This window comes from Streptomyces sp. NPDC005266 (assembly GCF_040607655.1).
Taxonomy (GTDB): domain Bacteria; phylum Actinomycetota; class Actinomycetes; order Streptomycetales; family Streptomycetaceae; genus Streptomyces.
On sequence record NZ_JBEXHC010000012.1, the window covers coordinates 101,599 to 126,690 of the forward strand.

General features: G+C 70.5%; 29 protein-coding genes. 15 read left to right on the forward strand and 14 right to left on the reverse strand.

The features are described 5' to 3' along the window. Positions 1 to 24: 24 nt before the first annotated feature. Positions 25 to 1,455, forward strand: a complete 1,431-nt coding sequence (locus ABZU99_RS21900) for a YibE/F family protein (protein ID WP_355943134.1) — start codon at positions 25 to 27, stop codon at positions 1,453 to 1,455. A 38-nt stretch (positions 1,456 to 1,493) separates the two neighbouring features. Here ABZU99_RS21900 and ABZU99_RS21905 read toward each other — a convergent pair whose 3' ends face one another. The 3 genes from ABZU99_RS21905 to ABZU99_RS21915 form a co-directional block, all read right to left on the reverse strand. After that, entirely contained in the window at positions 1,494 to 1,931 is a 438-nt protein-coding gene (locus ABZU99_RS21905) for an SsgA family sporulation/cell division regulator (protein ID WP_355943132.1), read from the reverse strand. Positions 1,932 to 2,286: 355 nt separating this feature from the next. Then, positions 2,287 to 2,502, reverse strand: coding sequence for a DUF5326 family protein (locus ABZU99_RS21910; protein WP_355943131.1), 216 nt, complete (start codon positions 2,500 to 2,502; stop codon positions 2,287 to 2,289). 151 nt (positions 2,503 to 2,653) lie between these two features. Then, a complete protein-coding gene (locus ABZU99_RS21915; protein ID WP_355943129.1) occupies positions 2,654 to 2,971 on the reverse strand; it encodes a cupin domain-containing protein in 318 nt (105 codons plus the stop codon). A 67-nt stretch (positions 2,972 to 3,038) separates the two neighbouring features. Between ABZU99_RS21915 and ABZU99_RS21920 the strand changes: the two genes are divergently transcribed. The 5 genes from ABZU99_RS21920 to ABZU99_RS21940 all read left to right on the forward strand — a co-directional run bounded on the left by ABZU99_RS21920 (position 3,039) and on the right by ABZU99_RS21940 (position 6,804). Next, positions 3,039 to 3,419: a phage holin family protein gene (locus ABZU99_RS21920; RefSeq protein ID WP_355943127.1), complete on the forward strand. Its 381-nt coding sequence runs from the start codon at positions 3,039 to 3,041 to the stop codon at positions 3,417 to 3,419. A gap of 24 nt (positions 3,420 to 3,443) precedes the next feature. Further along, a complete protein-coding gene (locus ABZU99_RS21925; protein WP_355943125.1) occupies positions 3,444 to 4,037 on the forward strand; it encodes a low molecular weight protein-tyrosine-phosphatase in 594 nt (197 codons plus the stop codon). Continuing rightward, positions 4,034 to 5,173 (forward strand): cystathionine gamma-lyase, encoded by a 1,140-nt coding sequence (locus ABZU99_RS21930; protein ID WP_355943123.1) that lies wholly within the window; start codon positions 4,034 to 4,036, stop codon positions 5,171 to 5,173. The genes ABZU99_RS21925 and ABZU99_RS21930 overlap by 4 nt, the downstream gene beginning before the upstream one ends. A gap of 197 nt (positions 5,174 to 5,370) precedes the next feature. Next, positions 5,371 to 6,267: a LysR family transcriptional regulator gene (locus ABZU99_RS21935; RefSeq protein WP_355943121.1), complete on the forward strand. Its 897-nt coding sequence runs from the start codon at positions 5,371 to 5,373 to the stop codon at positions 6,265 to 6,267. A gap of 42 nt (positions 6,268 to 6,309) precedes the next feature. Continuing rightward, positions 6,310 to 6,804 carry an NUDIX hydrolase gene (locus tag ABZU99_RS21940; RefSeq protein ID WP_355943119.1) on the forward strand — a complete coding sequence of 165 codons (495 nt, stop codon included), beginning with the start codon at positions 6,310 to 6,312 and terminating at the stop codon, positions 6,802 to 6,804. Between the two features lie 169 nt (positions 6,805 to 6,973). On the opposite strand, the gene ABZU99_RS21945 is transcribed toward ABZU99_RS21940, so the two are convergent. From ABZU99_RS21945 to ABZU99_RS21955, 3 genes are all read right to left on the reverse strand, one after another. Then, the gene (locus tag ABZU99_RS21945; protein ID WP_355943174.1) at positions 6,974 to 7,882 is read right to left on the reverse strand and encodes a pyridoxamine 5'-phosphate oxidase family protein; all 909 of its coding nucleotides are present in this window, start codon (positions 7,880 to 7,882) and stop codon (positions 6,974 to 6,976) included. A gap of 92 nt (positions 7,883 to 7,974) precedes the next feature. Further along, the gene (locus ABZU99_RS21950) at positions 7,975 to 9,513 is read right to left on the reverse strand and encodes a globin domain-containing protein (RefSeq protein ID WP_355943117.1); all 1,539 of its coding nucleotides are present in this window, start codon (positions 9,511 to 9,513) and stop codon (positions 7,975 to 7,977) included. Positions 9,514 to 9,865: 352 nt separating this feature from the next. Continuing rightward, positions 9,866 to 10,498, reverse strand: coding sequence for an HAD-IB family phosphatase (locus tag ABZU99_RS21955; protein ID WP_355943115.1), 633 nt, complete (start codon positions 10,496 to 10,498; stop codon positions 9,866 to 9,868). A gap of 492 nt (positions 10,499 to 10,990) precedes the next feature. On the opposite strand from ABZU99_RS21955, the gene ABZU99_RS21960 reads away from it, so the two are divergent. The 3 genes from ABZU99_RS21960 to ABZU99_RS21970 all read left to right on the forward strand — a co-directional run bounded on the left by ABZU99_RS21960 (position 10,991) and on the right by ABZU99_RS21970 (position 12,634). Continuing rightward, the gene (locus ABZU99_RS21960; protein WP_355943114.1) at positions 10,991 to 11,488 is read left to right on the forward strand and encodes a DUF2269 domain-containing protein; all 498 of its coding nucleotides are present in this window, start codon (positions 10,991 to 10,993) and stop codon (positions 11,486 to 11,488) included. Positions 11,489 to 11,581: 93 nt separating this feature from the next. Further along, the gene (locus tag ABZU99_RS21965) at positions 11,582 to 12,058 is read left to right on the forward strand and encodes a MarR family transcriptional regulator (RefSeq protein WP_355943112.1); all 477 of its coding nucleotides are present in this window, start codon (positions 11,582 to 11,584) and stop codon (positions 12,056 to 12,058) included. A gap of 120 nt (positions 12,059 to 12,178) precedes the next feature. Next, complete coding sequence (locus ABZU99_RS21970) at positions 12,179 to 12,634, forward strand: GNAT family N-acetyltransferase (RefSeq protein WP_355943110.1); 456 nt, start codon at positions 12,179 to 12,181, stop codon at positions 12,632 to 12,634. 9 nt (positions 12,635 to 12,643) lie between these two features. Here the strand turns inward: ABZU99_RS21970 and ABZU99_RS21975 are convergent, their stop codons facing one another. Then, positions 12,644 to 14,044, reverse strand: coding sequence for a serine hydrolase domain-containing protein (locus ABZU99_RS21975; RefSeq protein WP_356046721.1), 1,401 nt, complete (start codon positions 14,042 to 14,044; stop codon positions 12,644 to 12,646). 74 nt (positions 14,045 to 14,118) lie between these two features. Here ABZU99_RS21975 and ABZU99_RS21980 point away from each other — a divergent pair, with 74 nt between their 5' ends. Both ABZU99_RS21980 and trxA read left to right on the forward strand, forming a co-directional pair. Further along, positions 14,119 to 14,550 (forward strand): MerR family transcriptional regulator, encoded by a 432-nt coding sequence (locus ABZU99_RS21980; RefSeq protein ID WP_355943107.1) that lies wholly within the window; start codon positions 14,119 to 14,121, stop codon positions 14,548 to 14,550. A gap of 65 nt (positions 14,551 to 14,615) precedes the next feature. Continuing rightward, on the forward strand, positions 14,616 to 14,954 hold the full coding sequence (trxA, locus tag ABZU99_RS21985) for a thioredoxin (protein WP_355943105.1): 339 nt from the start codon (positions 14,616 to 14,618) through the stop codon (positions 14,952 to 14,954). 63 nt (positions 14,955 to 15,017) lie between these two features. On the opposite strand, the gene ABZU99_RS21990 is transcribed toward trxA, so the two are convergent. Both ABZU99_RS21990 and dnaB read right to left on the reverse strand, forming a co-directional pair. After that, positions 15,018 to 15,161: a hypothetical protein gene (locus ABZU99_RS21990; protein WP_355943103.1), complete on the reverse strand. Its 144-nt coding sequence runs from the start codon at positions 15,159 to 15,161 to the stop codon at positions 15,018 to 15,020. A 50-nt stretch (positions 15,162 to 15,211) separates the two neighbouring features. Further along, the gene (gene dnaB / locus ABZU99_RS21995) at positions 15,212 to 16,699 is read right to left on the reverse strand and encodes a replicative DNA helicase (RefSeq protein WP_355943101.1); all 1,488 of its coding nucleotides are present in this window, start codon (positions 16,697 to 16,699) and stop codon (positions 15,212 to 15,214) included. Between the two features lie 458 nt (positions 16,700 to 17,157). Between dnaB and ABZU99_RS22000 the strand changes: the two genes are divergently transcribed. Further along, positions 17,158 to 18,498, forward strand: a complete 1,341-nt coding sequence (locus ABZU99_RS22000) for an MATE family efflux transporter (protein ID WP_355943099.1) — start codon at positions 17,158 to 17,160, stop codon at positions 18,496 to 18,498. 251 nt (positions 18,499 to 18,749) lie between these two features. On the opposite strand, the gene rplI is transcribed toward ABZU99_RS22000, so the two are convergent. The 4 genes from rplI to rpsF form a co-directional block, all read right to left on the reverse strand. Further along, positions 18,750 to 19,196 carry a 50S ribosomal protein L9 gene (gene rplI, locus ABZU99_RS22005; RefSeq protein WP_355943098.1) on the reverse strand — a complete coding sequence of 149 codons (447 nt, stop codon included), beginning with the start codon at positions 19,194 to 19,196 and terminating at the stop codon, positions 18,750 to 18,752. 18 nt (positions 19,197 to 19,214) lie between these two features. Beyond that, a complete protein-coding gene (gene rpsR, locus ABZU99_RS22010; protein WP_003978893.1) occupies positions 19,215 to 19,451 on the reverse strand; it encodes a 30S ribosomal protein S18 in 237 nt (78 codons plus the stop codon). Positions 19,452 to 19,555: 104 nt separating this feature from the next. Next, positions 19,556 to 20,146 (reverse strand): single-stranded DNA-binding protein, encoded by a 591-nt coding sequence (locus ABZU99_RS22015; protein ID WP_355943096.1) that lies wholly within the window; start codon positions 20,144 to 20,146, stop codon positions 19,556 to 19,558. A gap of 82 nt (positions 20,147 to 20,228) precedes the next feature. Next, on the reverse strand, positions 20,229 to 20,519 hold the full coding sequence (gene rpsF, locus ABZU99_RS22020; RefSeq protein ID WP_009716508.1) for a 30S ribosomal protein S6: 291 nt from the start codon (positions 20,517 to 20,519) through the stop codon (positions 20,229 to 20,231). A 227-nt stretch (positions 20,520 to 20,746) separates the two neighbouring features. Between rpsF and ABZU99_RS22025 the strand changes: the two genes are divergently transcribed. The 3 genes from ABZU99_RS22025 (at position 20,747) to ABZU99_RS22035 (ending at position 23,410) form a co-directional block, all read left to right on the forward strand. Beyond that, entirely contained in the window at positions 20,747 to 21,064 is a 318-nt protein-coding gene (locus ABZU99_RS22025) for a hypothetical protein (RefSeq protein WP_355943095.1), read from the forward strand. A 117-nt stretch (positions 21,065 to 21,181) separates the two neighbouring features. Beyond that, entirely contained in the window at positions 21,182 to 22,300 is a 1,119-nt protein-coding gene (locus ABZU99_RS22030; RefSeq protein WP_355943093.1) for a peptidoglycan bridge formation glycyltransferase FemA/FemB family protein, read from the forward strand. A 78-nt stretch (positions 22,301 to 22,378) separates the two neighbouring features. Continuing rightward, positions 22,379 to 23,410 (forward strand): alanine racemase, encoded by a 1,032-nt coding sequence (locus ABZU99_RS22035; RefSeq protein ID WP_355943091.1) that lies wholly within the window; start codon positions 22,379 to 22,381, stop codon positions 23,408 to 23,410. A gap of 31 nt (positions 23,411 to 23,441) precedes the next feature. On the opposite strand, the gene ABZU99_RS22040 is transcribed toward ABZU99_RS22035, so the two are convergent. Then, positions 23,442 to 24,929 carry a glycosyltransferase 87 family protein gene (locus ABZU99_RS22040; RefSeq protein ID WP_356046726.1) on the reverse strand — a complete coding sequence of 496 codons (1,488 nt, stop codon included), beginning with the start codon at positions 24,927 to 24,929 and terminating at the stop codon, positions 23,442 to 23,444. Between the last annotated feature and the right edge of the window lie 163 nt (positions 24,930 to 25,092).

The following is a 25,092-nucleotide window of genomic DNA, read 5'->3' on the forward strand; positions in this document are numbered from 1 at the left end:
CAGCGCTCTTGCGATGATGCGACCGTGACCCGGACATCGCAGGACCATCATCCGCCCGAGCAGGACCGCACCCCGGGGGCAGACGGCCACACCCACAGCCACGGCCATTCCCACGGCCATGGCCCGGCCGCGCCCGCCTCCGCCCGTCTCCGCAAGGTCGTCGGAGCGGTGCTCATCCCGTTCGCGGCGGCCGTCGTCGCCGGGCTGATCGTGCTGTGGCCGGGCGGCCCCGAGCACAAGGCGCAAGAGCGCTCCGGGCTCGGCTTCGACCAGCAGACCGTCGCCGGACGGGTCGTGAAGGTCGAGGGGGTCAACTGCGCCGACGTCAACGCCATACCGCAGCAGCCGAGCGAGCCGGGGCAGAACGCCGCGCAGCCCCCCGGCTCGGGCGGCCCCGGCGGACCGGGCGGACAGGCCGGCCCCGACGGCAGGAAAAGCATCTGCGAGAAGACCACCATCGAGGTCACCTCGGGCAAGGACAAAGGCCGCACCTTCCCCGAAATCGTGCAGCCCAACGCCTCACGCCACTTCAGCGTCGGCCAGGAGCTGAAGCTGGCGTACGCGCCCAAGGCCCCCAAGAACCTCCAGTACTCGGTCTCCGACGTCGACCGGTCGATGCCGATGGCGCTGCTCGCCGGGCTGTTCGCACTCGCCGTCGTGGCGGTCGGGCGGCTGCGCGGGGTCTTCGCGCTGGTGGCGCTGGCCATCAGTTTCGGGGTGCTGACGCTGTTCATCCTCCCGGCGATACTCCAGGGCTCGAATCCGCTGATGGTCGCGGTCGTCGGGGGCAGCGCGATCATGCTGCTCGCGCTCTATATGTGCCATGGGCTGACGGCCCGTACGTCCGTCGCCGTGCTCGGCACGCTGGTCTCGCTGCTGCTGATCGGCGTGCTCGGCTCGGTGTTCATCGGGTGGGCCAGCCTGACCGGCAACACCGACGACCAGACCGGTCTGGTGCACGGTCTCTATCCGAATATCGAGATCCGCGGGTTGCTGCTGGCCGGTGTGATCATTGGTTCGCTGGGTGTGCTCGACGATGTGACGGTCACGCAGACCTCGGCGGTCTGGGAGCTGTGGGGCGCGGACCCCACGACGTCCCGGCGCAAGCTGTACGCGTCCGCGATGCGGATCGGGCGGGACCACATCGCGTCCGTCGTGAACACGCTGGTGCTGGCCTATGCGGGCGCGTCGCTTCCGCTGCTGCTGCTCTTCTCGATAGCGGACAGCGGCGTGGGCACGGTGGCCACGAGCGAGATCGTCGCGCAGGAGATCGTACGGACGCTCGTGGGCAGCATCGGGCTCGTCGCCTCGGTGCCGGTGACCACGGCGCTGGCCGTGCTCGTGGTCTCCGCGGACCGCACGCCGCAGGGCGGCGGCGGGCAGCGCACGCACCAAGCGGGAGGCCAGGCAGGCCGGGGCGGACGCGGGCGGCGCCGTCGGGCACGGGCGCGCTGAGCCGCCGCCGGGGCGTGCCCCCGTACGGCGCGGGCTTCCTAGCCCGCGTACCGGTCCTCGGCCAGGATGCGGTCGAGCTCGGCGTCGAGATCGTCCACCGGATCGCAGGCCGTCGGCTCCTCGCCGAACGGGACCAGCCGGTCCGTACGGTCCAGGAAGGCCACCAGGGGCGCGGCCCCGGCCCGGAACAGGGCTCTCTCGCGTCCCACTTGGAGCCTGATGAAGACGTCCGACAGCCCCTCGGGCGAGGCCGGGGCGATGCGCACATCGCCCTCGCCGGTGGGTTTGCTCAGCCCGTCCAGCAGCAGCTCCCGGGCGAAGGCCCAGCTGACCGGCGCGTCGCCGGGCAGGTGGAAGGTGATCTCGACCGCGTAGGGGTCGCTGCTGTCGTAGGACAGCTCGACCGGGATCCGGAAGGAGAGGTCCTGCGAGACCAGGAAGGTCATCGTCACTTCCGCCTGGACTGTGTCACGCATCTCACGCATCGTTCGCCGCCCCGGGTTGTTTGCGCTTCGCCGACTCTGGAGCGTAGCGACTCGACTGCGGTGCGGAGTCGGTTTGCCTCATGTGAGGGAACGGAAATGGCCAGTGTTGCCGCGGTGGAACCCATGGGGCCGGGCGGCGCCGGCCCAGGGCGCGGGAGATCGAGGCCGGCTCACCGGCCGTGTCGATGTTCGCTGTCGTCAACAGGCACCCCCGGGGTGTGTTGCGAGGCAGACGACGCCGAGAAGGAGAACGCCGAGGTCTCGCACTCTAACGGGAGTGGTGCCGCGTGGCCGTTGGCCGCCCCGCGGTGTCCCCCGCGCGGCGTACCCGCGCGAGGCCGCCGGGTCACCAGTCGCGGGACGAGGAGGAGGAGGTGAACTTCCGTACGACGTAGATCAGGCCGGCGATGAGCGCGACCAGCAGCAGGGCCTTGAAGACCAGGTTGATGACGAACCCGAGCACGCTCATGATCAGGCCGCCGAACACGGCGAGGACGAGAACCGGCACCGCGATCCAGGTCACCCACCACGGCAAGCCCTGGAATATCCCCTTGGTGGCCACGTTGCTCCCTGCTTTCTCTGCGACACGTGGGTCCGGCCGCCGACGGCCGGTTTCCCCTGCCGTCGATGCTAGGGCGGGACGGAGGCGGACGGAGGCGCCGCGGCCCCCGTCCTCCCCTGACCGGACCCCTACGGGACCGGTACCCCCCGGATCAGCTCTCAGGCGGAGAGAAGACCACCAGGACCCGCAGGTCCTCGGAGATGTGGTGGAACTTGTGGGCCGTTCCCGCGGGCACGTACACCACGCTGCCGCGCGCCACCTGGGTCGTCTCCATCCCCACCGTGATCGACGCCCGGCCGCTGACCACCAGGTACACCTCGTCCTGGCCGTGCGGCGACTGTGGATCGGTCTGGCCCGCGTCGATCGCGTACAGCCCGACCGACATGTTCCGCTCGCGCAGAAACTGCAGATACGCGCCGTCGTTGGCGGCGCGCTCCGCCTCCAGCTCATCCAGCCGGAACGCCTTCATTCGCCTCTCCACCCCTGCCTGCCATGACCCCTGCCTGTCGCAAGGGCTGTCTGCGACGATCTCAACCATGAAGAATTTTCTCGTCAAGACGATCGCGAACGCCGGCGCCCTCGGCGTCGCCATCTGGCTGCTCAAGGACATCACGCTCACCGGTGACAACACCGGTCGCAAGGCGCTCACCCTGGTCCTGGTAGCGCTGCTGTTCGGTGTGGTGAACGTGGTGGTCAAGCCGATCGTCAAGCTGCTGGCGTTCCCGCTGTTCATCCTGACCCTCGGGCTGATCACCCTGGTGATCAACGCCCTGATGCTGCTGCTGACCTCCTGGCTGGCCGGAAAGCTCGACCTGACCTTCCATGTCGAAGGCTTCAGCACCGCCCTGCTCGGCGGCCTGATCATTTCCATAGTCGCGTGGGCCCTGCATGTCGTGCTGCCCGATGACGAGGACTGATCACGGCCGGGGATGATGGGAGGTATGAGAGACCCGTCGCCCTACCGTGTCTGCTTCGTCTGCACCGGCAACATATGCCGCTCGCCGATGGCCGAAGCCGTCTTCCGCGCCCATGCCGGGGAAGCCGGGTTCGACGGTCTCGTCGAGGTGGACAGCGCGGGCACCGGGCCCTGGCACGAGGGCGACGGGGCCGACCGCCGCGCCATCGCCGTGCTCACCGCCCACGGCTATGAGCAGCATCACATCGCGCGCCAGTTCCAGGCCGAGTGGTTCGACCGGCTCGACCTGGTGATCGCGCTGGACAGCGGTCATCTGCACGAGCTGCGCGCCCTCGCGCCGACCCCGCACGACGCCGCGAAGGTACGGCTGCTGCGCAGCTACGACCCCGATGCCGACCCGGACACGCTGGGCGGGCTGGATGTGCCGGACCCGTACTTCGGCGACACGGGCGACTTCGAGGAGTGCCTGGGGATGGTCGAGGCCGCGAGCGGCGGACTGCTGGACGCGGTCGGCGAGGCCCTCGCCGCCGCGCGGGCTCCGCGGCGTTGCGGTGACGCCCCGCCCGACGAAACCGACGACGCGGCCGGTGCCCCGGCCTCGGGGAAGGGGTCCGTATGACCGGCGACGGCACCCGCGCCGTACGGGCGGGGCTGCCCGAGGCGGAGGCGTACGAACCGACGCTGCCGGGCCCGGTCTTCGCCTCCCACTACCACCTGCCCGGCGAGGCCACCGGCCCCTACACCTACGGGCGGGACGCCAACCCCACCTGGTCCCTGCTGGAACGGGCGATCAGCGAGCTGGAGTCCCCCGGAACCGACGCCCAGACGGTCGTCTTCTCCTCCGGTATGGGCGCGATCTCGGCCGTACTGCTGTCGCAGCTGCGCCAGGGCGACGCGGCTGTCCTGCCGTCCGACGGCTATCAGCTGCTCCCCGCCGTGAGCGAGCGGCTGGAGAGCTACGGCATCGAGGTGCGCACCGCCCCGACCGGCGGCGACGCCCAGCTGAGCGTCCTGGACGACAGGACGAGACTGCTGTGGCTGGAGACTCCGTCCAACCCCGGTCTGGACGTCTGCGACATCCGCCGCCTCGCCGAGGCCGCGCACGCCCGCGGCGCGCTGGTCGCCGTTGACAACACCCTCGCCACGCCGCTCGGCCAGCGCCCGCTGGAGCTCGGCGCCGACTTCGCCGTCGCCAGCGGCACCAAGGCGCTCACCGGCCACGGTGACGTCCTGCTCGGCTATGTGACCTGCCGCGATCCGGAGCTCGCGGCCGCGGTGCGTCTCTGGCGCAAAACCGTCGGAGCGATTCCCGGCCCCATGGAGGCATGGCTCGCCCATCGCTCCCTGGCCACCCTCCAGCTGCGCGCCGACCGCCAGGCGGCGACCGCCCTCGCGCTCGCCGAGGCGCTGCGCGACCGCCCCGAGATCACCGCGCTGCGCCACCCCGGTCTGCCGGCCGATCCCGCCCATCGCGTGGCGGCGGCGCAGATGCGCGGCGGGCGCTTCGGCTGTGTGATCTCCTTCACCCTCCCGGACAAGGGTCACGCGGAACGCTTCCTGGCCGCCCTGCGGCTGGTGGCCGACGCCACCAGCTTCGGCGGGGTGCGCTCAACGGCGGAGCGGCGCGGACGGTGGGGCGGGGACGCGGTGCCGGAGGGCTTCATCCGCTTCTCGGTGGGCGCGGAGGACGCGGACGATCTGATCGCCGATGTGCTGCACGCGCTCGACACGGCACACGCGACGGGGCGTGGCTGAAAGCCTGCGGGTACGCCTGGATGGGCGTCTCAAGCCTCCCCCCTCGTGGCTTGAGACGCCCCGGTTCTCACGTGGAGAACCGCTCGAACAAGGCTAGTTGACTCAGCGTCAGTGTCCAATCACAGTAGCGACATGGACCTATCGGCATATTTATAGTTGGCATTGGTCGGGGGGTGGGTCGAGGCGAGGGGAACCGCATGGATCTGGCCCTCTTACGTACATTCGTCACGGTCCACCGCGCCGGGTCCTTCACCCGCGCCGCCGCGCTCCTCGGGCTCTCCCAGCCGGCCGTCACCGGCCAGATCCGCACCCTGGAGCGGCAGCTCGGCCGCCCCCTGTTCCTCCGTACCGCGCGCGGCGTCGTCCCCACCACCGTCGGGGAAGAGCTCGCCCACAAGGCCGCCCCGCATCTCGACGCGCTGGTGGAGATCACCGAGGCGGGTCTGGACGACAGTTCCGCGCTGCGCACCCTGCACCTCGCGGGCCCTCCGGAGTTCACCACGCTGCGCGCCCTGCCCGCACTGACCCCGCTGGTCACCCAGGGGCTCGCGGTGCGCTGCGCCTTCGGCAGCGCCGAGGAGCTGTTCGAGGGGCTGGCCGCCGGCCGCCATGAGCTGGCCATCACCACCGCCCGGCCGCGCGGCCGGCTACTGGCCGCCACCCCGCTGTGCGACGAGGAACATGTGCTGGTCGCGGCGCCGCGCTGGGCCGCCCGCCTCGGCGGCTCCGCGGTCCTCCAGGTCAAGGGCGCGAGCGCGCTGGAGGCGCTGCCCGTCGTGGAGGTGCATGAGAGTCTGCCGCTGCTCACCCGCTACTGGTCGGCCGTCTTCGACACCCGTCCGGTCACCGCGGGCACCATCATCGCGCCCGATCTGCGGGCGGTGCTCGCCTGCGTCGCCAAGGGCGCGGGGCTCGGCGTCCTGCCCCGCTATCTGTGCATGGACGCCCTGGACGCCGGGGAGGTGATGGCGCTGCTCAACCCCCCGGTGCCGCCGCTGCGCACCTATTTCCTGGTCGTACGGACCGGTGGGCTCGCGCTGCCGCATATCGCGCGGGCGCACGAGTGGCTGCTGCGCGCGGCTGTCGACTGGTGAGTAAGTGGTTTCACCGGCCGACAGGTGCGGCACATGTCATCCATGACCGAACGACCCGTGGTCAAACGCACCGCCCGCGCCATCCTGCTCGACGGCGAGACCGACCCCCGGATGGTTCTGATCAAGCGGACCAAGCCCGGTGAGGCGCCGTACTGGATCACTCCGGGCGGCGGTGTGGAGCCCGAGGACGCCAGCGTCGTCGAGGCCCTGCACCGCGAGGTGGACGAGGAGCTGGGCGCCAAGGTGACGGATGTGGTGCCCGCCTTCGTCGACACCGTTCCGCATCCCGGTGAGGGCACCGCCGGCGCGGACGGGGTGAAGGTACAGCACTTCTTCGTCTGCAGACTGGCGTCGATGGATCTGTCACGGCGGCACGGCCCGGAGGTGGACGAGCCGTGCGGGGAGTACGAGGTGGTGCGCATCCCCTTCAGCCGCGAGGGGATCGCCTCGGTCGATGTGGTGCCGCCGTCGCTGCGCGCCTACCTCGACGCGAACATCGAGGGCGTGCTGGCGCTGCTCGCGGACGACCTCGGCTGAGGTGCGGCCGGGCTCCAGCCGGGCTCGGCCGCACCCCAGCCACGCCCCAGCCGCGCTCGGGCTCCGTTCCAAGCGGATGCGGTGAAGTTCGCCGCTGATCCCTCGCCGTTCGGCCTGGCCGAGGGCTTGGACGCCGAGAAGGATCAGCACTTGACTTCGTCGTAACCGCTTAGCGGAACCAGCCGCCGAACGGTTGCTCGACCCTCCGGGCCGCCCGCTGACGCGCCTCGGCCAGCACCCGCTCGGCCTCCTCGCGCCAATCCTCGGGGTGCGGCATGGGCCGGCGCGCCCACTCCGGCACTCGCTCCGCGGGAGGCATCCGGCGTCCCTCACGCGCCTCGGCGGCGGCATGGAAGAAGTCGCCGCCCTTGCGCTTGACGTCGTCCGTCCCCCAGTCCTGCTCCCGGTCCCGTTCCTGGTCCTGCGCCCGGTGGTCCTGCGCCCGGCGATCCTGCGCCCGGTGATCCTGCGCCCGGTGGTCCTGCGCCCGGTTGTGCTCACGGGCCGCCTCGCCCTCCAGGCCGCGGTGCCTGCCCTGGACGGCGCCCCGCCGCTGCGCGGGGACCTTCTGCAGATGCGGGATGTGCTTGGCGCAGTGGATATAGGCCTCCTCGACGGTCACCTCGACCCACACCACCGCGCGCCGCCCCGGCACCGGGTCGACCGGGAGGCCGGGCTGCGCCGCGCGCATCGCGGCGTCCTCCACCACCCGGGCCTTGCCGTTCACATGCAGCCCGATCCGATCACGGAGGAAGTCGACCATGAGGAGGCCCAGATGCGGGTTCTCCTGAATATTGCCGAGGCTGGCCAGCACACCGTTTCCCCGGTATTCGGGATAGGCCAGGGTGCGGGCGTCGAGCACCCGCAGAAACCCGGGCGGCCCCGCCCGGAAGGTGCTGTCGCACTCACCGTGCCGGTCGGCGGTGGCGAGGAAGAACATCTCCTGACGGCCGATGAACTCCCGCATCCGGACGTTGAGGTGGTCCAGCACCTGTTCGTCGTAGAAGCGGTCGGCGCGCTCAACCGTGCCCAGACGTCGCTGCAGCAGATGTTCGCCGTCGCTCCCCGGACGCCCCATGCGCTCGTCCAGGTGCTCCGTACTGTCCACTGTCCTCGTCCCCGTTCTGATTCGCCATCGAATCGCCGGTTTGTCTGTCGGGTTTCACGTTTCTACTCGGCCGCCGCCGCGAGCTCCTCGATGGAGTCATGGCGTATGCGATGGGACGGAATGCCGATGCCCATCAACGTGTCGACACCACTGCGGATCAGCCCGGGCGGTCCGGAGAGATACGCGTCGAACGCGTTCCACGGGCCGTACTGCCGCACGGCGTCCGGAAGTCTGCCGCTGAGTCCATTGGTCGGACCGTCGGAGACGACCGGGCGGACCGAGAGCCATGGATGCTTCTGCGCCAGCCGCAGCATGGTGTCGATGTCATAGAGGTCGTGATCGCTGCGGGCGCCGTAGAACACCTCGACCGTCCGCTGACGTCCGCGCTCGGCGACATCCTCGACCAGCGCCTTGATCGGCGCGATCCCGGTGCCGCCGCCGAGGCAGAGCAACCCGTTGTCGGAGGAGTGGTCGACCGTCATGGAACCCGCGGGCGGACCCAGGCGGATCACATCGCCGGGGCGGGCCCGGTGCACCAGCGCGGAGGAGACCCACCCGGCCGGGACGGCCTTCACATGGAAGGAGAGCAGCCCATCGGGGCGCGGCGCGGAGGCGAAGGAGTAATGCCGCCACACCCGCGGCCACCACGGGGTCTCCAGCGAGGTGTACTGGCCCGCGAGAAAGGGGTACGGCTGGTCCGGGCGGACCGTGACGACAGCGATGTCGGAGGTGCGCAGCTCATGCCCGACCACCTCGGCTTGCCACCACGCGGGGGCGCGCAGCTCGTCCTCGGCCGCCGAGTCGATCATGACCTGCGACATCTGGGTGTAGGCGCGCACCCAGGCCGCCTCGGTCTCATCGCTCCAGGAGTTGACGGCGTAGCGGGTCAGCGCGCCGATCAGACACTCGCCGACCGCCGGGTAGTGCTCGGGCTGCGTGCCGTACTTACGGTGGCCGCGGCCGAGCCGGGAGAGGAAGTCGGTGAGGATGTCGCGGTCGTCGATGAGCCGGGCGGCGGTGAGCATCGCCTTGAAGAGCCGGTCACGCTGGGCGTCCATGGCGGCCGGGAAGAGCGGCCGCAGCTCGGGGTGCTGGACGAAGAGCAGCGCGTAGAAGTACGAGGTGACCTTGTCGCTGACGGGCTCGATCTCGGCCATCGTGCGGCGCAGCAGTATCGCGTCGGGCGAGGCCGCCTCGGGCGCGGCGAAGGCGGCGTCGAAGCCCGGCCGGACGTCCTGTGGGGCCGGCGCCTCGTCGGGGCGCTGATGCTCCTCACGCGCGCCGGGGGCGGTCTCGCGGCCCGTGGAAGCGGGCCCGGGCGCGGGAGGCGGTACGGAGCCGACGTGCCGTGCGGGGCCGGCGGGCCGTACGGGTTCAGGAGGCCGTATCGACTCGGAGGACTGCGTACGGCGCTCGGCTCCCGAGCCCACCGGCCGTATCGGGCTCACCGGGCGGTTGGGCACCCGCTGCTCGTCCTCCCGGTCCGGGGCACGGGTCTGGTCCTCGGCTGGTTTCCTGCTCGGGGTGAACCAACCCCAGTCGCCACTGTTTCCGCCGGATCCATCGTTACCGGCCGACGACGTGGTGGTCGGAGCGTCCATGGTTGCCTCGCCTCGAACATCTTTCTGTCGGTCTTCGCACTTCCGCAGCCGGAATGTGCCCGCAATTCCCCGTTCTGGTGCACTGGTTCACGCGAGATTGTTCCTGAGGGCCCGCTCCGTACTCTCTTCCGGGCAGCATGCCACGCTCGTTCTCCGCTCCGGGCACATTAACCCGAAGTCCGGGAAACGGGGGCAGTGTTCCCGTTATGCTGGTTGGCCGGGGTTGCCCGGTTCTGACCCCGCCACAGCGCGCTGTACGGAACCGGACTCGACCCTACCGGGCCGGGATGAATTCACAAGCCCCAAGTGCACCACCCCCATTACACCTGCCAACTTGCGTAATTACCCGTAGTTACGTGCGGTAACTCGTCAATTGGTAAGCCTCCCGTAGATCACGCCCGGTATACGCACAAGATGCGATCTCGCTCACATGGTGGTCCGCGTTCACCGCGACCGAGAACGGCACCACCGTGAACAGCTCCGCATCCGACATCGAATCCCCGTAAGCCACACAGTCGGCCCTGGTCAACCCGAACTTCCCGCACAGTTCATCGGCGATCCGGACCTTCGCGGCAGGGGTGAGGATCCCGGTCGGATCCACCGGCTCCCGGAACGGCACCGAGGGCCACGCCGACCCGTGCGTCGCATCCGCGCCCCACTCCAGCAGCCGCTCCACGAAGAAGCCGGGCGAGAGCGAGATCACCGCACAGCGCTCGCCCCGGGCCCGGATGTCCGCCCACACCTCACGGATCCCCGCCAGCCACGGCGCCCCCTCGAACGCCGCCAGCACATGCGCCTCCGTCAGCCCCGCCCACAACGCACAGGCCCGCTCCGCGAACTGCGCGGTACTCAGCTCCCCAGCCGCGAACGCCCGCTCCAGCTCACCGATCTCCCGCTCCAGGCCGAGCTGACGGGATATCTCAACCGCCGCGGCGGAGCCGTGGATGAGCGTCCCGTCCAGATCGAACAGATGCAGTCTGGTCATGGCAGCCGAGCGTAGACGGCACGGCGGCATCCTCACCCGGCGACTGCCCTTCGGTCAGCTCGGGGAAGGCTCCGGCGCGAGCGTCTCCTCGCCGATCCGGGCTCCGCTACGTGTGATCGTCACCACACCGTCGTGGATGTGGTACCGGAACGGCGCGTTTTCGGCGAGGTAGCCGTCGGCGGTCTTCCGGCCTGGCTGCGGACTTCCCCGCTTCCGCTGTGCGCCGTGCCTCCGGCTTGCGCGGCGGCAACGGCTCGGTTACCGGTTCGTCCTCCGGCGGTCCCGCGTCCCTCGGTGTCCGCAGAACCTCGCCGCGCAGCGCGTCCCGCCGCCCCGGCTCCGCCCGGCCGTCATCGGCGCGACCGTCCACCGCCCGCCCCGCCGGCGTCGTCGCTCCGCCGCTCGAGTGCTGCCACGTACTCGGGATCGCGTACGCGCGGATACTCCCGCCGTCAGACGCCGCGCGGGCCACGGCACGCGACGGTGGTGGGCATGCAGCAGCTGAAACGCCCCGTCCGCCGGGGACTCCTCGTCGTGCATGTCGTCGTCTCCGTCGGCTGGCTCGGGCTGACCCTCGGGATGCTGGCCCTCGGGATCACGGGGGCCGTCGCCGGGTCGGCCGAGGAGGCCGGGGCGGCATACCGGTCGATGGATGTGATGGGCGACTGGCTGCTGATCCCGGTCAGTCTGCTGGCGCTGGCCAGTGGGGTGGTGCTGTCCCTGGGGACGCCCTGGGGGCTGGCCCGGTACCGGTGGGTGTGGGTGAAGTTCTGGCTGACGCTGGTGACGACCGCCGCCACGGCGTTCGCGCTGCGCGCCCGTATCAACGCCGCGATGGCCGATGTGACGGCGGGCCGGGCGGTCGGGGCGACCACCGATCTGATCCTGGCCCCGTCGGTCAGTCTGAGCGTCTATGTCTTCCTCACCGCGATCTCGGTGATCAAGCCGTGGGGGCTGACCGCGCGCGGGCGGCGGTTGCGCGGGCGCTGATCATTCGAGCGCGCGCCCGGGGTACTTGCACACGCCGTCTATTTCATTGCTGCATTACCATGGATCCTGCTCACCCACTGAAGGAGGGGTCCCATGTCGGACGAGCCGCACGGCGCCACCGCACTGTCCGCGGGGCAGGCGCTGGCCCAGGGCTGGGGCGCCCTGTCCTCCCTGCACGGCCGGATCGAGGCGCATATCGAGCGCGCGCTCCAGGCCGGGCACGATCTGAGCGTCCGCGAATTCGCCGTGCTGAATGTGCTCAGCGGCCAGCACGACGGCGAGGGCGGCCATCTGCAGATGAAGGAGGTCGCCGACGCCGTGGTGCTCAGCCAGAGCGCCACCACCCGGCTGGTCACCCGGCTGGAGGGGCGCGGCCTGCTGTCCCGCTACATCTGCCCGACCGACCGCCGCGGCATCTACACGAACGTCAGCCCCGAGGGGCTGGCGCTGCTGGAGGAGGCGCGGCCGACCCATGACGCCGCGCTGCGCGAGGCCCTCAAGGACGCCGCCCGGCGGCCGGAGCTGGCACCGCTGGTCACCGCCGTCGAGGGGCTGTGGTCCCCGTCGTAGGCGCCCGGCCCGGCCGGCCGTAGAAGCACCGCGCGGCCGGCCGTAAGCGCACCGCGCGGCCGACCGCAGACCCATCGCGCGACCTGCCGCAGGCCCACCGGCCGGCCATAGGCTCGCCGCGTGACCGACTTCGAGATCCGGCGCGCGACCGCCGATGACATACCCGCGATCGTGGCCATGCTGGCCGACGATCCGCTCGGCGCCACGCGGGAGTCCCCCGACGACCCCGCTCCGTACCGCGCCGCCTTCGAGCGGCTCGATCGGGATCCGAATCAGCGGCTGGTCGTCGCGGTCCGGGACGGCCGTGCCGTCGGCACCCTCCAGCTCACCGTGGTCCCCGGGCTGTCCCGGCGCGGCGCCACCCGCTCGATCATCGAGGCGGTCCGGATCCACTCCGCCGAGCGCGGCAGCGGGCTCGGCACCCAGCTGATCGAATGGGCCGTGGCGGAGTCCCGCCGCGAGGGCTGTGTGCTGGTCCAGCTGACCTCGGACGCGACCCGTACCGACGCCCACCGCTTCTATGAGCGCCTCGGCTTCGAGGCCAGCCACGTCGGCTTCAAGCTGCCGCTCGCCTGATCGGGACCGTCAGAGCCCGCGCCAGCCCTCCGGGTCGACGCCGCCGGGCACCGCGCCGTGCGGCGCGTACGGCTCACGCGTGAAGACGAAGGTGCCGAGGTCGAGGTGGGCGGGCACGCCGTCCTCGCCCTCGACCACGCGCAGGGTCTCGCCCGCGTAGTAGCCGTCCAGACCGGTCCAGGTGCCGTCCGGCTCGGCCCTGAAGCGCGAGGCGCGGCCGTTCCCGCCGACCGGGGACAGCTCCAGGGCCCGGTCGGCGCGCAGCCTCAGCACAAAGGGGTTGGCGCCCCAGTACCAGGGCCCGGTGAGCGCCAGCAGCGCCGGATCGGCCTCGGACAGCGGCCGCCAGGGTCCGGGGATACGGGGCTCGTGCTCCGCCACGATCCCCACCAGGTCGGCGGCGACGGCACCGATGGCAGGCCCGGAGGTGGCGTTGGCCAACGCGATCCCGGCGAGCCGGGCCTCGGCGCTCACCCACAGGGCGGCGAGAAAACCGGGCATGGACCCGGTGTGGCCGTGCAGGGACCGGCCGCCGTCGCGCATCAACTGCACCCCGAGCCCGTAGCCGCCGTCCCAGTCGCCGCCGTCGGGGGCGGCGGCGGGCGTCCTCATCTCGGCGAGCGTCGAGGCGTCGAGCACCCGCTCATCCCCGTCCAGCAGGAAGGTTGCGAAGCGGGCCAGGTCACCGGCGGTCGACCAGAGCTGTCCGGCCGGGGCCATCCGCCCGGTGTCCTCCGCCGGTTCGGGCAGCAGAACATCCGCCCAGGGGTGCAGGGCCCATCCCCCGGCGTGCGGGGCCCGTGGCGCCGCCGAGGTGCGGCCCATCCCCAGCGGCTCCAGCACCTCACGGGCCAGCACCTCGCCCCAGGGCGCGCCGCGCAGCCGCTCGACCAGCGCGCCGAGCAGCGCGAAACCGGGGTTGGAGTAGTGGTGGCGGCGGCCAGCCGGGTGGAGCAGCGGGCGCTCGCCGAAGATGTCCGCCGTGCCGGGGCGCAGCGTGCCGGGTGTGCGCTCCCACCAGGGGCCGCGCGCCTCGGCGGCCAGCCCGGAGGTGTGGGAGAGGAGCTGGGCCACGGTCGCGCCCTCCGCCTCCGGCACATCGAGGTGCTTGGCCAGCGGATCGGCGAGGTCAAGCAGCCCCTCGTCGCGCAGCCGCATCACCAGCACCGCCACAAAGGTCTTGGTCAGCGATCCGATGCGGTACTGGGTATCGGCGTCCGGTGCGTGCCCGTCCACACAGCTGCGCGACGCCGTCCACACCAGCCGCCCCTCCCGCACCACGGCCCCCACCAGGGACGGGGCACGCCCATCGACCTGGCCGACGGCGACGCGCCGCAGCAGGGCGCGACGGGTGGCGGGCAGCAGCTCCGCGAACTCATCGGAGGGCGGGGGGATCCGGGGTGCGGTCATGCCCGCACCCTACGGCGGCCGGCCCGCGCATGTGTCTGGCTTTGACGTCAGGGTCAAGGTCTACCGTCGTCACCATGCGGATCGGAGAGCTGGCCGAACGGGCGGGAACCACCACCCGCACCCTGCGCTACTACGAGTCGATCGGACTGCTGCCCGCGCGGCGCACCGGCAACGGATACCGGGCGTACGACGAGGACGATCTCCGGCTGCTCCGGCAGATCCGCACCCTCCAGGACTTCGGCTTCGGGCTGGAGGAGACCCGGCCGTTCGTGGAGTGCCTGCGCTCCGGGCATCCGGCCGGTGACTCCTGCCCGGCGTCGCTGGAGGTCTACCGGCGCAAGCTGGCCGAACTGGACGAGTGCATCGCGCGGCTGAGCGACGTACGCGAGCGGGTCGGCGCGCAGCTCGCCGAGGCCGAACGGGCCCGGGCGGCCCTGGAGGCAGCGGCCACGGCACCGAGCGGACCGCCGGAGCCGCGCTGCGAGCTGACAGCGGCTGCGAGCTGACACCGGCTGCGAGCTGACACCGCCCGAAGAGGCCGTCATGGGACCGACACCACGGGAGATACGAGATGACGCAGACGCACACCGAGGGAGTGTCCGTGATCACGGACGCCACCTTCGCCGAAGAAGTGCTGGAGGCCGAGCTGCCGGTGCTCGTGGAGTTCACCGCCTCGTGGTGCCCCCCGTGCCGGATGATCGCGCCGGTACTGGCGGAGATCGCACGGGAGGAGGCGCACCGGCTGAACGTGGTGGAGCTTGACGTGGACCAGAACCCGGGCACCACGGCGGCGTACGGCGTGCTCTCGATGCCGACGCTGATGGTGTTCCGGGCGGGCGAGCCGGTCCGGTCGATGGTCGGCGCCCGACCGAAGCGTCGGCTGCTGGAGGAGCTCGCCGACGTGATCTGACCCGGGCTCGCGCCGACAGCCGCGGTGTGCGGCGGGCGGCCCGCGCCGAGGGCCCCCGGGCCGTCAGACGCCGCCCTGACGCCGTCCGACATCCGTGAGCAGCTTGTCCAGCAGTGCGACGAGTACGGCGCGTTCGTCCGCGGGCAGCCCTCCCCCGGCGCCCGCCACGTCACCGGCCAGACCCTCCATGTCAACGGCGGCGCCCACACCACGCGGTAGCGCGGGCGCCAGGCGTCAGGTCTGGGCCCGCCACCGCGTCAGGTCTGGGCCATGTCGACGAAGCGGGAGTAGTGGCCCTGGAAGGCGACGGTGATCGTGGCCGTCGGTCCGTTACGGTGCTTGGCCACGATGAGGTCCGCCTCGCCCGCGCGGGGGGACTCCTTCTCGTAGGCATCCTCGCGGTGGAGCAGGATGACCATGTCCGCGTCCTGCTCGATGGAGCCACTTTCACGCAGATCCGAGACCATCGGCTTCTTGTCCGTGCGCTGCTCCGGACCACGGTTCAGCTGTGAGAGCGCGATGACCGGCACTTCCAGCTCCTTGGCCAGCAGCTTCAGGTTTCGCGACATGTCCGAGACCTCTTGCTGACGGCTCTCGGGGCGCCGCGCGCCGCCGGACTGCATCAGCTGGAGGTAGTCGATGACGACCAGCTGCAGATCGTTGCGCTGCTTGAGGCGGCGGCACTTGGCGCGGATCTCCATCATCGACAGGTTCGGGGAGTCGTCGATGTAGAGCGGCGCCTGGGAGACATCCGGCATCCGCCGGGCGAGCCGCGTCCAGTCCTCGTCGGTCATGCTGCCGGACCGCATATGGTGCAGCGCCACCCGAGCCTCGGCGGACAGCAGACGCATCGCGATCTCGTTGCGGCCCATCTCCAGGGAGAAGATGACGCTGGGCATGTTGTTCTTGATCGAGCAGGCGCGGGCGAAGTCCAGGGCCAGGGTGGACTTACCCATGGCGGGGCGGGCGGCGATGACGATCATCTGGCCCGGGTGCAGCCCGTTCGTCAGCGAGTCGAGGTCGGTGAACCCGGTGGGGACCCCGGACATCTGCCCACTGCGGGAGCCGATGGCCTCGATCTCGTCGAGCGCGCCCTCCATGATGTCGCCCAGCGGCAGATAGTCCTCGCTGGTGCGCTGCTCGGTGACGGCGTAGATCTCGGCCTGGGCGTTGTTGACGATCTCGTCGACGTCGCCGTCCGCCGCGTATCCCATCTGGGTGATGCGGGTGCCGGCCTCGACCAGGCGCCGGAGTACGGCGCGCTCATGGACGATCTCCGCGTAGTACTCGGCGTTGGCCGCGGTGGGGACCGACTGGACGAGGGTGTGGAGATACGAGGCGCCGCCGACGCGGGCGATCTCACCGCGCTTGGTCAGTTCCGCGGCGACGGTGATGGGGTCGGCCGGCTCGCCCTTGGCGTACAGATCCAGGATCGCCTGGTAGACGGTCTCATGGGCGGGGCGGTAGAAGTCATTGCCCTTGAGGACCTCCACCACATCGGCGATGGCGTCCTTGGAGAGCAACATGCCACCGAGCACGGACTGCTCGGCGTCGAGGTCCTGCGGCGGGACGCGCTCGAACCCGGAGCCCTCCCAGGCGGAGCCGCCACCTCCGTCGCGCCCGCGCTCATGCTGCTCGTCACGGCCCCGGCCGCCGCCTTCGCCGCGGCGGAAACGGGGGGACGGGAACCGGTCGGCCGGGCCGGAGTCCGCCCATGGGTCGTCCATGGGCTCGGGCACGCTCACCCCGCCACCTCCTCCCGTCCGCGCTGCGGACCTCGCCGTGCCCTTCTTCTTACGGGACGGCTATGACAAACACAGGCGCCCGGCTTCCGGTCACGGCGCGTCGAGTTCTGGTGTTTTCGAGGCCGGAACAGATGGCGGGCGCCGGACCACGGTAGGCCCGTCGGGACCGCCAGCCAACTTGGTTATCCACAGGCCATGTGGATGATGTGAGTCATCCTGTGGGTAAGTCGCGTGAACCTGTGCACGGGCCGGGGGACAGCGCTGTGGACAAACACACAATCCCCCCGAGACAGCCACTCTGACCTGCGGTTTCTCCATCCAGGGGCTGTGTAGAAGAAAAACTTCCACACCGAGCTCAAGATCACGACAAAGGGCGCAGAGAAGATCGCCCCGCACGCCGCCTTGTAAGGACTCCTCTTGGCTTGTGTCTCTTACCTGTGGAAGATTACATTGCCTCTATGACACAGGCCCCCACGAGCGCACGGAGCACCGCCCGCCGCCACGATCGCGAGATCGTCGCACTCGCCGTACCCGCCTTCGGCGCCCTCGTGGCAGAGCCCCTCTTCGTCATGGTCGACAGCGCCGTCGTCGGCCATCTGGGCACCGCTCAGCTCGCCGGTCTCGGCATCGCCGCCGCCCTGCTCGCCACGGCGGTCAACATCTTCGTCTTCCTCGCCTACGCCACCACCGCCGCCGTGGCCCGCCGCGTCGGCGCGGGCGACCTCGCCGGTGCGATCCGGCAGGGCATGGACGGCATCTGGCTGGCCCTGCTCCTCGGCGCCGCCGTCATCGGCGTCACCCTGCCCACCGCCCCCGCCCTCGTCGGTCTCTTCGGCGCCTCGGACACCGCCGCCCCGTACGCCGTCACCTATCTGCGGATCAGCGCCCTCGGCATCCCCGCGATGCTGGTGGTGCTCGCGGCCACCGGGGTGCTCCGCGGTCTCCAGGACACCCGCACCCCGCTGTACGTCGCCGTCGGTGGCTTCGGCGCCAACGCCGCGCTGAACGTGGGACTCGTCTACGGCGCCGGGCTCGGCATCGCGGGCTCCGCCTGGGGCACGGTGATCGCCCAGACCGCGATGGCCGCCGTCTATCTCGCCGTGGTCGTCCGGGGCGCCCGGCGCCATGGCAGCTCACTGAGGCCCGACGCCGCCGGGATCCGGGCCTGTGCGCAGGCCGGGGCCCCGCTGCTGATCCGTACGCTCTCGCTGCGCGCCGTGATGCTGATCGCGACGGCGGTGGCGGCCCGCCTGGGCAACACCGATATCGCCGCCCATCAGGTCGTGCTGAGCCTGTGGAGTTTGCTGGCGTTCGCTCTGGACGCCATCGCCATCGCGGGCCAGGCGATCATCGGACGCCATCTGGGGGCGGGGGACGCCGACGGGGCGCGGGCCGCCTGCCGCCGGATGGTGCAGTGGGGCATCGCCGCGGGCATCGTCCTCGGTCTGCTGGTGGTCGTCTCCCGGCCGCTGTTCATCCCCCTGTTCACCACGGATCCGGCGGTACAGGGCACCCTGCTGCCCGCGCTGCTGGTGACGGCCCTCATCCAGCCGGTCGCGGGCGTCGTCTTCGTCCTGGACGGGGTGCTGATGGGCGCGGGGGACGGTCCGTATCTCGCCTGGGCGATGATCGTCACGCTGACCGTCTTCGCCCCGGTCGCGCTGCTCGTCCCCGCGCTCGGCGGGGGACTGACCGTGCTGTGGTGGACCATCGCACTGATGATGTCGGTCCGGCTGGCGACCCTGTGGCTGCGCGCCCGCTCCGGCCGCTGGATCGTCACCGGCGCGGTTCGGAGCTGAGCCCGGCCTCCGGCGAAAGCCGGGCCTCCGGCGAAAGCCGGGCCTCCGGCGACACCCCGGCCTCCGGCGACACCCCGGCCTCCGGCGACACCCCGGCCTCCGGCGACAGCCCGGGCCTACTCAGGGCGACAGCCCGGGCCTACTCAGGGCGACAAGCGAGGCGATGAGCGAGACACGACGGAGGGCCGCACCCACAGGGGATGCTCATCCCACAGGGGTGCGGCCCTCCGTGCCGAACGCTGCCGTCACCGTCAGGCGGCGACGACCTCGACGCCAACCTTGGCGGCAACCTCGGGGTGCAGACGGATCGAGACCTGGTGCGCGCCCAGGGTCTTGATCGGCGACTGCACCTCGATACGGCGCTTGTCCACGTCGGGGCCACCCGCGTCCTTGATCGCCGAGGCGATGTCGGCCGGGGTGACGGAGCCGAACAGCCGGCCGGCGTCGCCGGCGCGGGTCTTCAGCTGCACCTTGACGCCCTCGAGCTGCGTCTTGACCTCATTGGCCTGCTCGATCGTGGCGATCTCGCGAATGCGACGACCGCGGCGGATCTGCTCGACGTCCTTCTCGCCGCCCTTGGTCCAGCGGATCGCGAGACCACGCGGAACCAGGTAGTTACGGGCGTAACCGTCCTTGACGTCCACGACGTCACCGGCGGCACCGAGGCCGGAGACCTCGTGGGTGAGGATGATCTTCATGACTCGGTCACCCTTCCCTTATCGCGCGGTGGAGGTGTAGGGCAGCAGCGCCATCTCACGGCTGTTCTTCACGGCCGTGGCGACGTCACGCTGGTGCTGGGTGCAGTTGCCGGTGACCCGGCGGGCACGGATCTTGCCGCGGTCGGAAATGAACTTCCGCAGCAGGTTCGTGTCCTTGTAGTCGACGTAGGAGATCTTCTCCTTGCAGAACACGCAAACCTTCTTCTTAGGCTTGCGAGCAGGCGGCTTCGCCATTGTCTCTCTCCAGTGTGATCAAGAAGTTCATGCTGGTCGCCCAGACCAGGCCGGGTGCCGTTTCACGTGAAACATCCCGTTTCACGTGAAACACCGCACCGCTCCTAGAAGGGCGGCTCGTCCGAGTAGCCGCCGCCGGAGTTGCCGGAGCCGCCGCCCCAGCCACCGCCGCCACCGCCGCCACCCTGGCCGCCGGCCGGAGCGCCGGTCGCCCACGGGTCGTCGGCCGGAGCACCGCCGCCCTGCTGCTGGCCGCCGCCGGGGCCGCCGCCCCAGCTGCCGCCACCGCCCTGGCCGCCACCGCCGCCGTATCCACCCTGACCACCGCGACCGGTGGTCTTGGTGACCTTGGCTGTGGCGTTGCGCAGGCTGGCGCCGACCTCGTCGACATCCAGCTCATAGACCGTGCGCTTGATCCCCTCGCGGTCCTCGTACGACCGCTGCTTCAGACGGCCCTGCACGATGACGCGCATGCCGCGCTGAAGCGACTCGGCCACGTTCTCCGCGGCCTGCCGCCACACCGAACACGTGAGGAAGAGGCTCTCGCCGTCCTTCCACTCGTTGGTCTGCCGGTCGAAGGTACGGGGAGTGGACGCGACGCGGAACTTCGCGACCGCCGCACCGGACGGGGTGAAGCGCAGCTCGGGGTCGTCGACGAGATTGCCGACGACCGTGATGACGGTCTCGCCTGCCATTGGGGGAACCTCTCGGCGGGTACTGCTGGGCTGCTTGCTACTCGTTGGGATACGGCCCGATGACCGCTGATCGCTTACGCGGTCAGTGAGTCTCGGGACGGAGGACCTTGGTCCGGAGGACCGACTCGTTCAGGTTCAGCTGGCGGTCGAGCTCCTTCACGACCGCCGGCTCGGCCTGCAGGTCGATGACCGAGTAGATGCCCTCGGGCTTCTTGTTGATCTCGTAAGAGAGACGACGACGGCCCCAGGTGTCGACCTTCTCGACCTTGCCGTTGCCCTCGCGGATAACGGAAAGGAAGTTCTCGATCAGGGGGGAGACAGCGCGCTCCTCCAGATCGGGGTCGAGGATGACCATCACCTCGTAGTGACGCATGTGGAACCCACCTCCTTTGGACTCAGCGGCCACGGTCGTTCCGTGGCAGGAGGGTCGTAATGCGTTCCGCAACGGCGCCTGTGCAGACACCACCGCAGACGGTACACAGTACCCGGCCACTGCCTCCGAGTTGAAATCCGGGCGTCTTGGCCCGCAATCTGTACACATCGGGTGTGAGCGGCGTTACTGTTCGCCGCCTTGCTCTATGTGCCTCCTGGAGGTGCCTCATGGCGCAGGCAGCACGATCCCAGCACGGCTTGTTCTCCTTTCTGGACACCGACGGCAAGTCGCATCCCCTGGAGAACACGATCGCCGTGGCCACCCTGGCGATCGGCGTGATCGCCTTCATCACGGCTCATTTCCCCGGCCTCCACCTGGTCAGCTCATGGACCGGGCTGATCGGCATGATCACCGGCCTATGGGGTCAGCTGAGGTCCGCGACCACCGGTGAGCGGTTCCTTTTGATCATCGGACTCGGGGCCTCAGCTGTCGGTTTCTATCTCGGCATGGCGCACGGAGGGCTCTTCGGCGGCCTGCTGGGCTGATTCCGGCCGGGCCTGGTTGACCCCAGGCCCAACCGGGGCGCGTCCCGGTCGCAGTAGGCTTCGGCGCGAGAGCCGGAGCCCCGACCCTGGGGACACACCTGCCGAGGAGCGCCCCGCATGAGCCTGACCCTGAGGACGATCAGCCGTGAGCAGCATCTGGCGTATATCCAGAGCCTGCCCGCGGCAAGCCACATGCAGGTCCCTGCATGGGCTGACGTCAAGGCGGAGTGGCGCTCGGAGAATCTCGGCTGGTTCGACGCCACCGGCCAGCTCGTGGGCGTCGGCCTCGTCCTCTACCGCCAGCTGCCCAAAATCAAGCGGTATCTCGCCTACCTCCCCGAGGGCCCGGTCATCAACTGGTACGCGCCCAACCTCGAGGAGTGGCTGCGGCCGATGCTCGCGCACCTCAAGCAGCAGGGTGCGTTTTCGGTGAAGATGGGCCCGCCGGTGGTGATCCGCCGCTGGGATGCCGCCGCGATCAAGTCCGGCATCCAGAACCCCGACGTCAAGCGGCTGCGTGATGTCGAGGCGACCCATATCGAGCCGCGCGCCTTCGAGGTCTCCGACCGGCTGCGCAGGATGGGCTGGCAGCAGGGCGAGGACGGCGGAGCCGGCTTCGGCGACGTCCAGCCCCGCTATGTCTTCCAGGTGCCGCTGGCGAACCGCTCGCTGGAGGATGTCCACAAGGGCTTCAACCAGCTGTGGCGCCGCAACATCAAGAAGGCCGAGAAGGCCGGTGTCGAGGTCGTCCAGGGCGGCTACGAGCATCTGGCCGAGTGGCAGCGGCTCTACGAGATCACCGCGGAGCGCGACCACTTCCGGCCCCGCCCGCTCAGCTACTTCCAGCGCATGTGGACGGCCCTCAACACCGAGGACCCCAACCGGATGCGGCTGTACTTCGCGATGCACGAGAACGAAGCCGTCGCCGCCGCCACCATGCTGATCGTCGGCGGCCACGTCTGGTACTCCTACGGTGCCTCCGCCAACCACAAGCGCGAGGTCCGGCCCTCGAACGCGATGCAGTGGCGCATGCTGCGCGACGCCTACGCACTGGGCGCGACGGTCTACGACCTGCGCGGCATCAGCGACTCGCTCGACGAGACCGATCATCTCTTCGGCCTGATCCAGTTCAAGGTGGGCACCGGTGGGCAGGCTGCCGAGTACCTCGGTGAGTGGGACTTCCCGCTCAACAAGCTCCTGCACAAGGCGCTCGACATCTACATGTCGCGCCGCTGACCGCGAATCGCTGCTACCCCACAAACGCTGCATATCTCCAATACACCGCGGCAACGAGAAAGGTTCCGGGACCGGTCAATGGCGCTCACCCTCTACGTCGACACCGCGCGCTGGCGGGCGCACCAGCAGATGGTGATCCAGCAGTTCCCGGGGATAGTCCCGGTCTGCAAAGGCAATGGCTACGGCTTCGGCCACGAGCGGCTGGCCGAGGAGGCCGCCCGCATCGGCTCCGACATCCTCGCGGTCGGCACCACCTACGAGGCCGCCCGGATGAAGGACTTCTTCAGCGGTGACCTGCTCGTCCTCACCCCGTTCCGCCGGGGTGAGGAGCCGGTGCCGCTGCCGGACCGGGTGATCCGGTCGGTCTCGTCGGTCGACGGCGTCTACGGCCTGGTGAACGCGCGAGTGGTCATCGAGGTCATGAGCAGCATGAAGCGGCACGGTGTCAGTGAGGAGGACCTGCCCAAGCTGCATGCCGCCATAGAGAGCGTCCGGCTGGAGGGGTTCGCCATCCACCTCCCCCTCGACCGCACGGACGGCATGGACGCGGTGGAGGAGGTCATCGCGTGGATGGACCGGCTGCGCGCGGCGCGACTGCCGCTGCACACCATGTTCGTCAGCCATCTGAAGGCCGATGAACTGGCCCGGCTGCAGCAGCAGTTCCCGCAGACCCGCTTCCGCGCGCGCATCGGCACCCGGCTGTGGCTGGGCGACCACGACTCGACCGAGTACCGGGGCTCGGTGCTGGATGTCACGCGCGTGGCCAAGGGCGACCGCTTCGGCTACCGCCAGCAGAAGGCGGCCTCGGACGGCCATCTGGTGGTCGTCGCGGGCGGCACGTCACACGGCGTCGGTCTGGAGGCTCCCAAGGCGCTGCACGGCGTGATGCCCCGCGCCAAGGGCGTCGCCCGCGCCGGTCTGGCGACCGTCAACCGCAACCTCTCGCCCTTCGTCTGGGCGGGCAAGCAGCGGTGGTTCGCCGAACCGCCGCATATGCAGGTGTCCATCCTGTTCGTGCCGGGTGATGTCCCGGCGCCGCAGGTGGGGGACGAACTGGTGGCGCATCTGCGGCACACCACCACACAGTTCGACCGGCTGCTCGACCGCTGAGTCCGCGTCGCCGGGAGGGGCTCGCCCGAGCTCACTCCCGGCCGGCGCCCCAGCCCACCCGCGCCGCGCCCTCGTAGCGTGCCGCGCGCCGCGCCTCGCCCAGGACGAACGCGTCCGGGGCCTGGTCCAGCACGCCTCCCGACGGGTCGTCCGACCCGTCCCGGCGCACCGGGTCCCGCTCCGGCATCAGCACGTCCCGTACGACCAGCGCGCACAGATACAGCGTCCCCAGCAGATGCAGCGCGATCGCCAGCTGGTACCCCTCCGGGGGCAGCCCCCGGTGCTGCTCGCCACTGCCCGTGTACGCGAGGTACATCCAGATCCCGACGAAATACATCACCTCGCAGGCCTGCCACACCAGGAAGTCCCGCCAGCGCGGCCGCGCCAGCGCCGCCAGCGGGATCAGCCACAGGACGTACTGCGGCGAGTAGACCTTGTTGGTGAGGACGAAGGCCGCGATGATCAGGAAGGCGAGCTGGGAGAGGCGCGGGCGGCGCGGGGCGCACAGGGCGAGCGCCGCCACCCCGGCGCAGGCCAGCGCCATCAGGAGGGTGGCGTAGGTGTTGACGTCCTCCATGGGGTTGCCGGTGCGCTGCGAGATGATCAGCCACAGCGAGCCGAAGTCGACGGGCCGCTCCTGGCTGAAGGTGTAGAAGGTCTTCCAGCCCTCGCGGATGTGCAGGCCCCCGCCCTGCCCCGTGAGCATCACCGGCACGTTCACCACGAGCCAGGCGGCCACGGCTCCGCCGATCGCCGTCCAGAAGGCCCTCATGCGCCCCGCGCGCAGGCACAGCACGAGCAGGGGACCGAGCAGGAGTACGGGGTAGAGCTTCGCGGCCGTCGCGAGGCCGAGCAGCACACCGGCGGCCAGCGGGCGGCTGCGGGACCACGTCAGCATGGCGGCGGCCGTAAGGGCGACCGCGAGCAGATCCCAGTTGATGGTGGCGGTGAGCGCGAAGGCCGGCGCCAGGGCGACGAGCAGCGCGTCCCACGGGCGGCGGCGGTGCGTACGGGCCACGCAGACGGCGATGACGGCGGTGCAGGCCATCAGCATGCCCGCGTTGACCATCCAGTAGGTCTGCTCGCGGTCCTGGATGGAGCCGCCGTGCGGGGTCATCCAGGAGGCGACCTCCATGAAGAGACCGGTGAGGACCGGGTACTCCAGGTAGTCCATCCCGCCCGAGACGCTGTCCGGTATGCGGTCGAAGTACGGCACCAGGTCGATCGCGAAGCCGCGGCCGTTGTAGAGATGCGGTATGTCGGAGTAGCAGGCGTGGGTGTACTGGGCGGTGGCCCCGGAGAACCAGGCGCCGTCGTAGCACGGCAGCTTCTGCACCATGCCCAGGGCGAACATGCCGATGGCGACGATCGCGATGATCCGCACCGGGGTCCACCAGCTCATGCCGAGCAGTGCCCGCCGCCCGGTCGGGCCCCCGATCAGCTCGCTGCCGACCGCGGCCACCGAGTCCTCGGCGGTCGGCCGTACCGGCTGGGCCTGTGGGTCCTCGCGCACGCTCATGGGCCCATCCTGCCGTACACCTCACGCGTGAGGTGTGAGGACCGCCCCAGGGGACGCTGAGAGCCCTCCGCGTGCCGGAGAGAGTAAACGGGCCCGGGGTGGGGGCCACAGGAGGCATACAGGGCCGCACAGGCCCTGGAATACGGCGGCGGCCGTGCCGGAG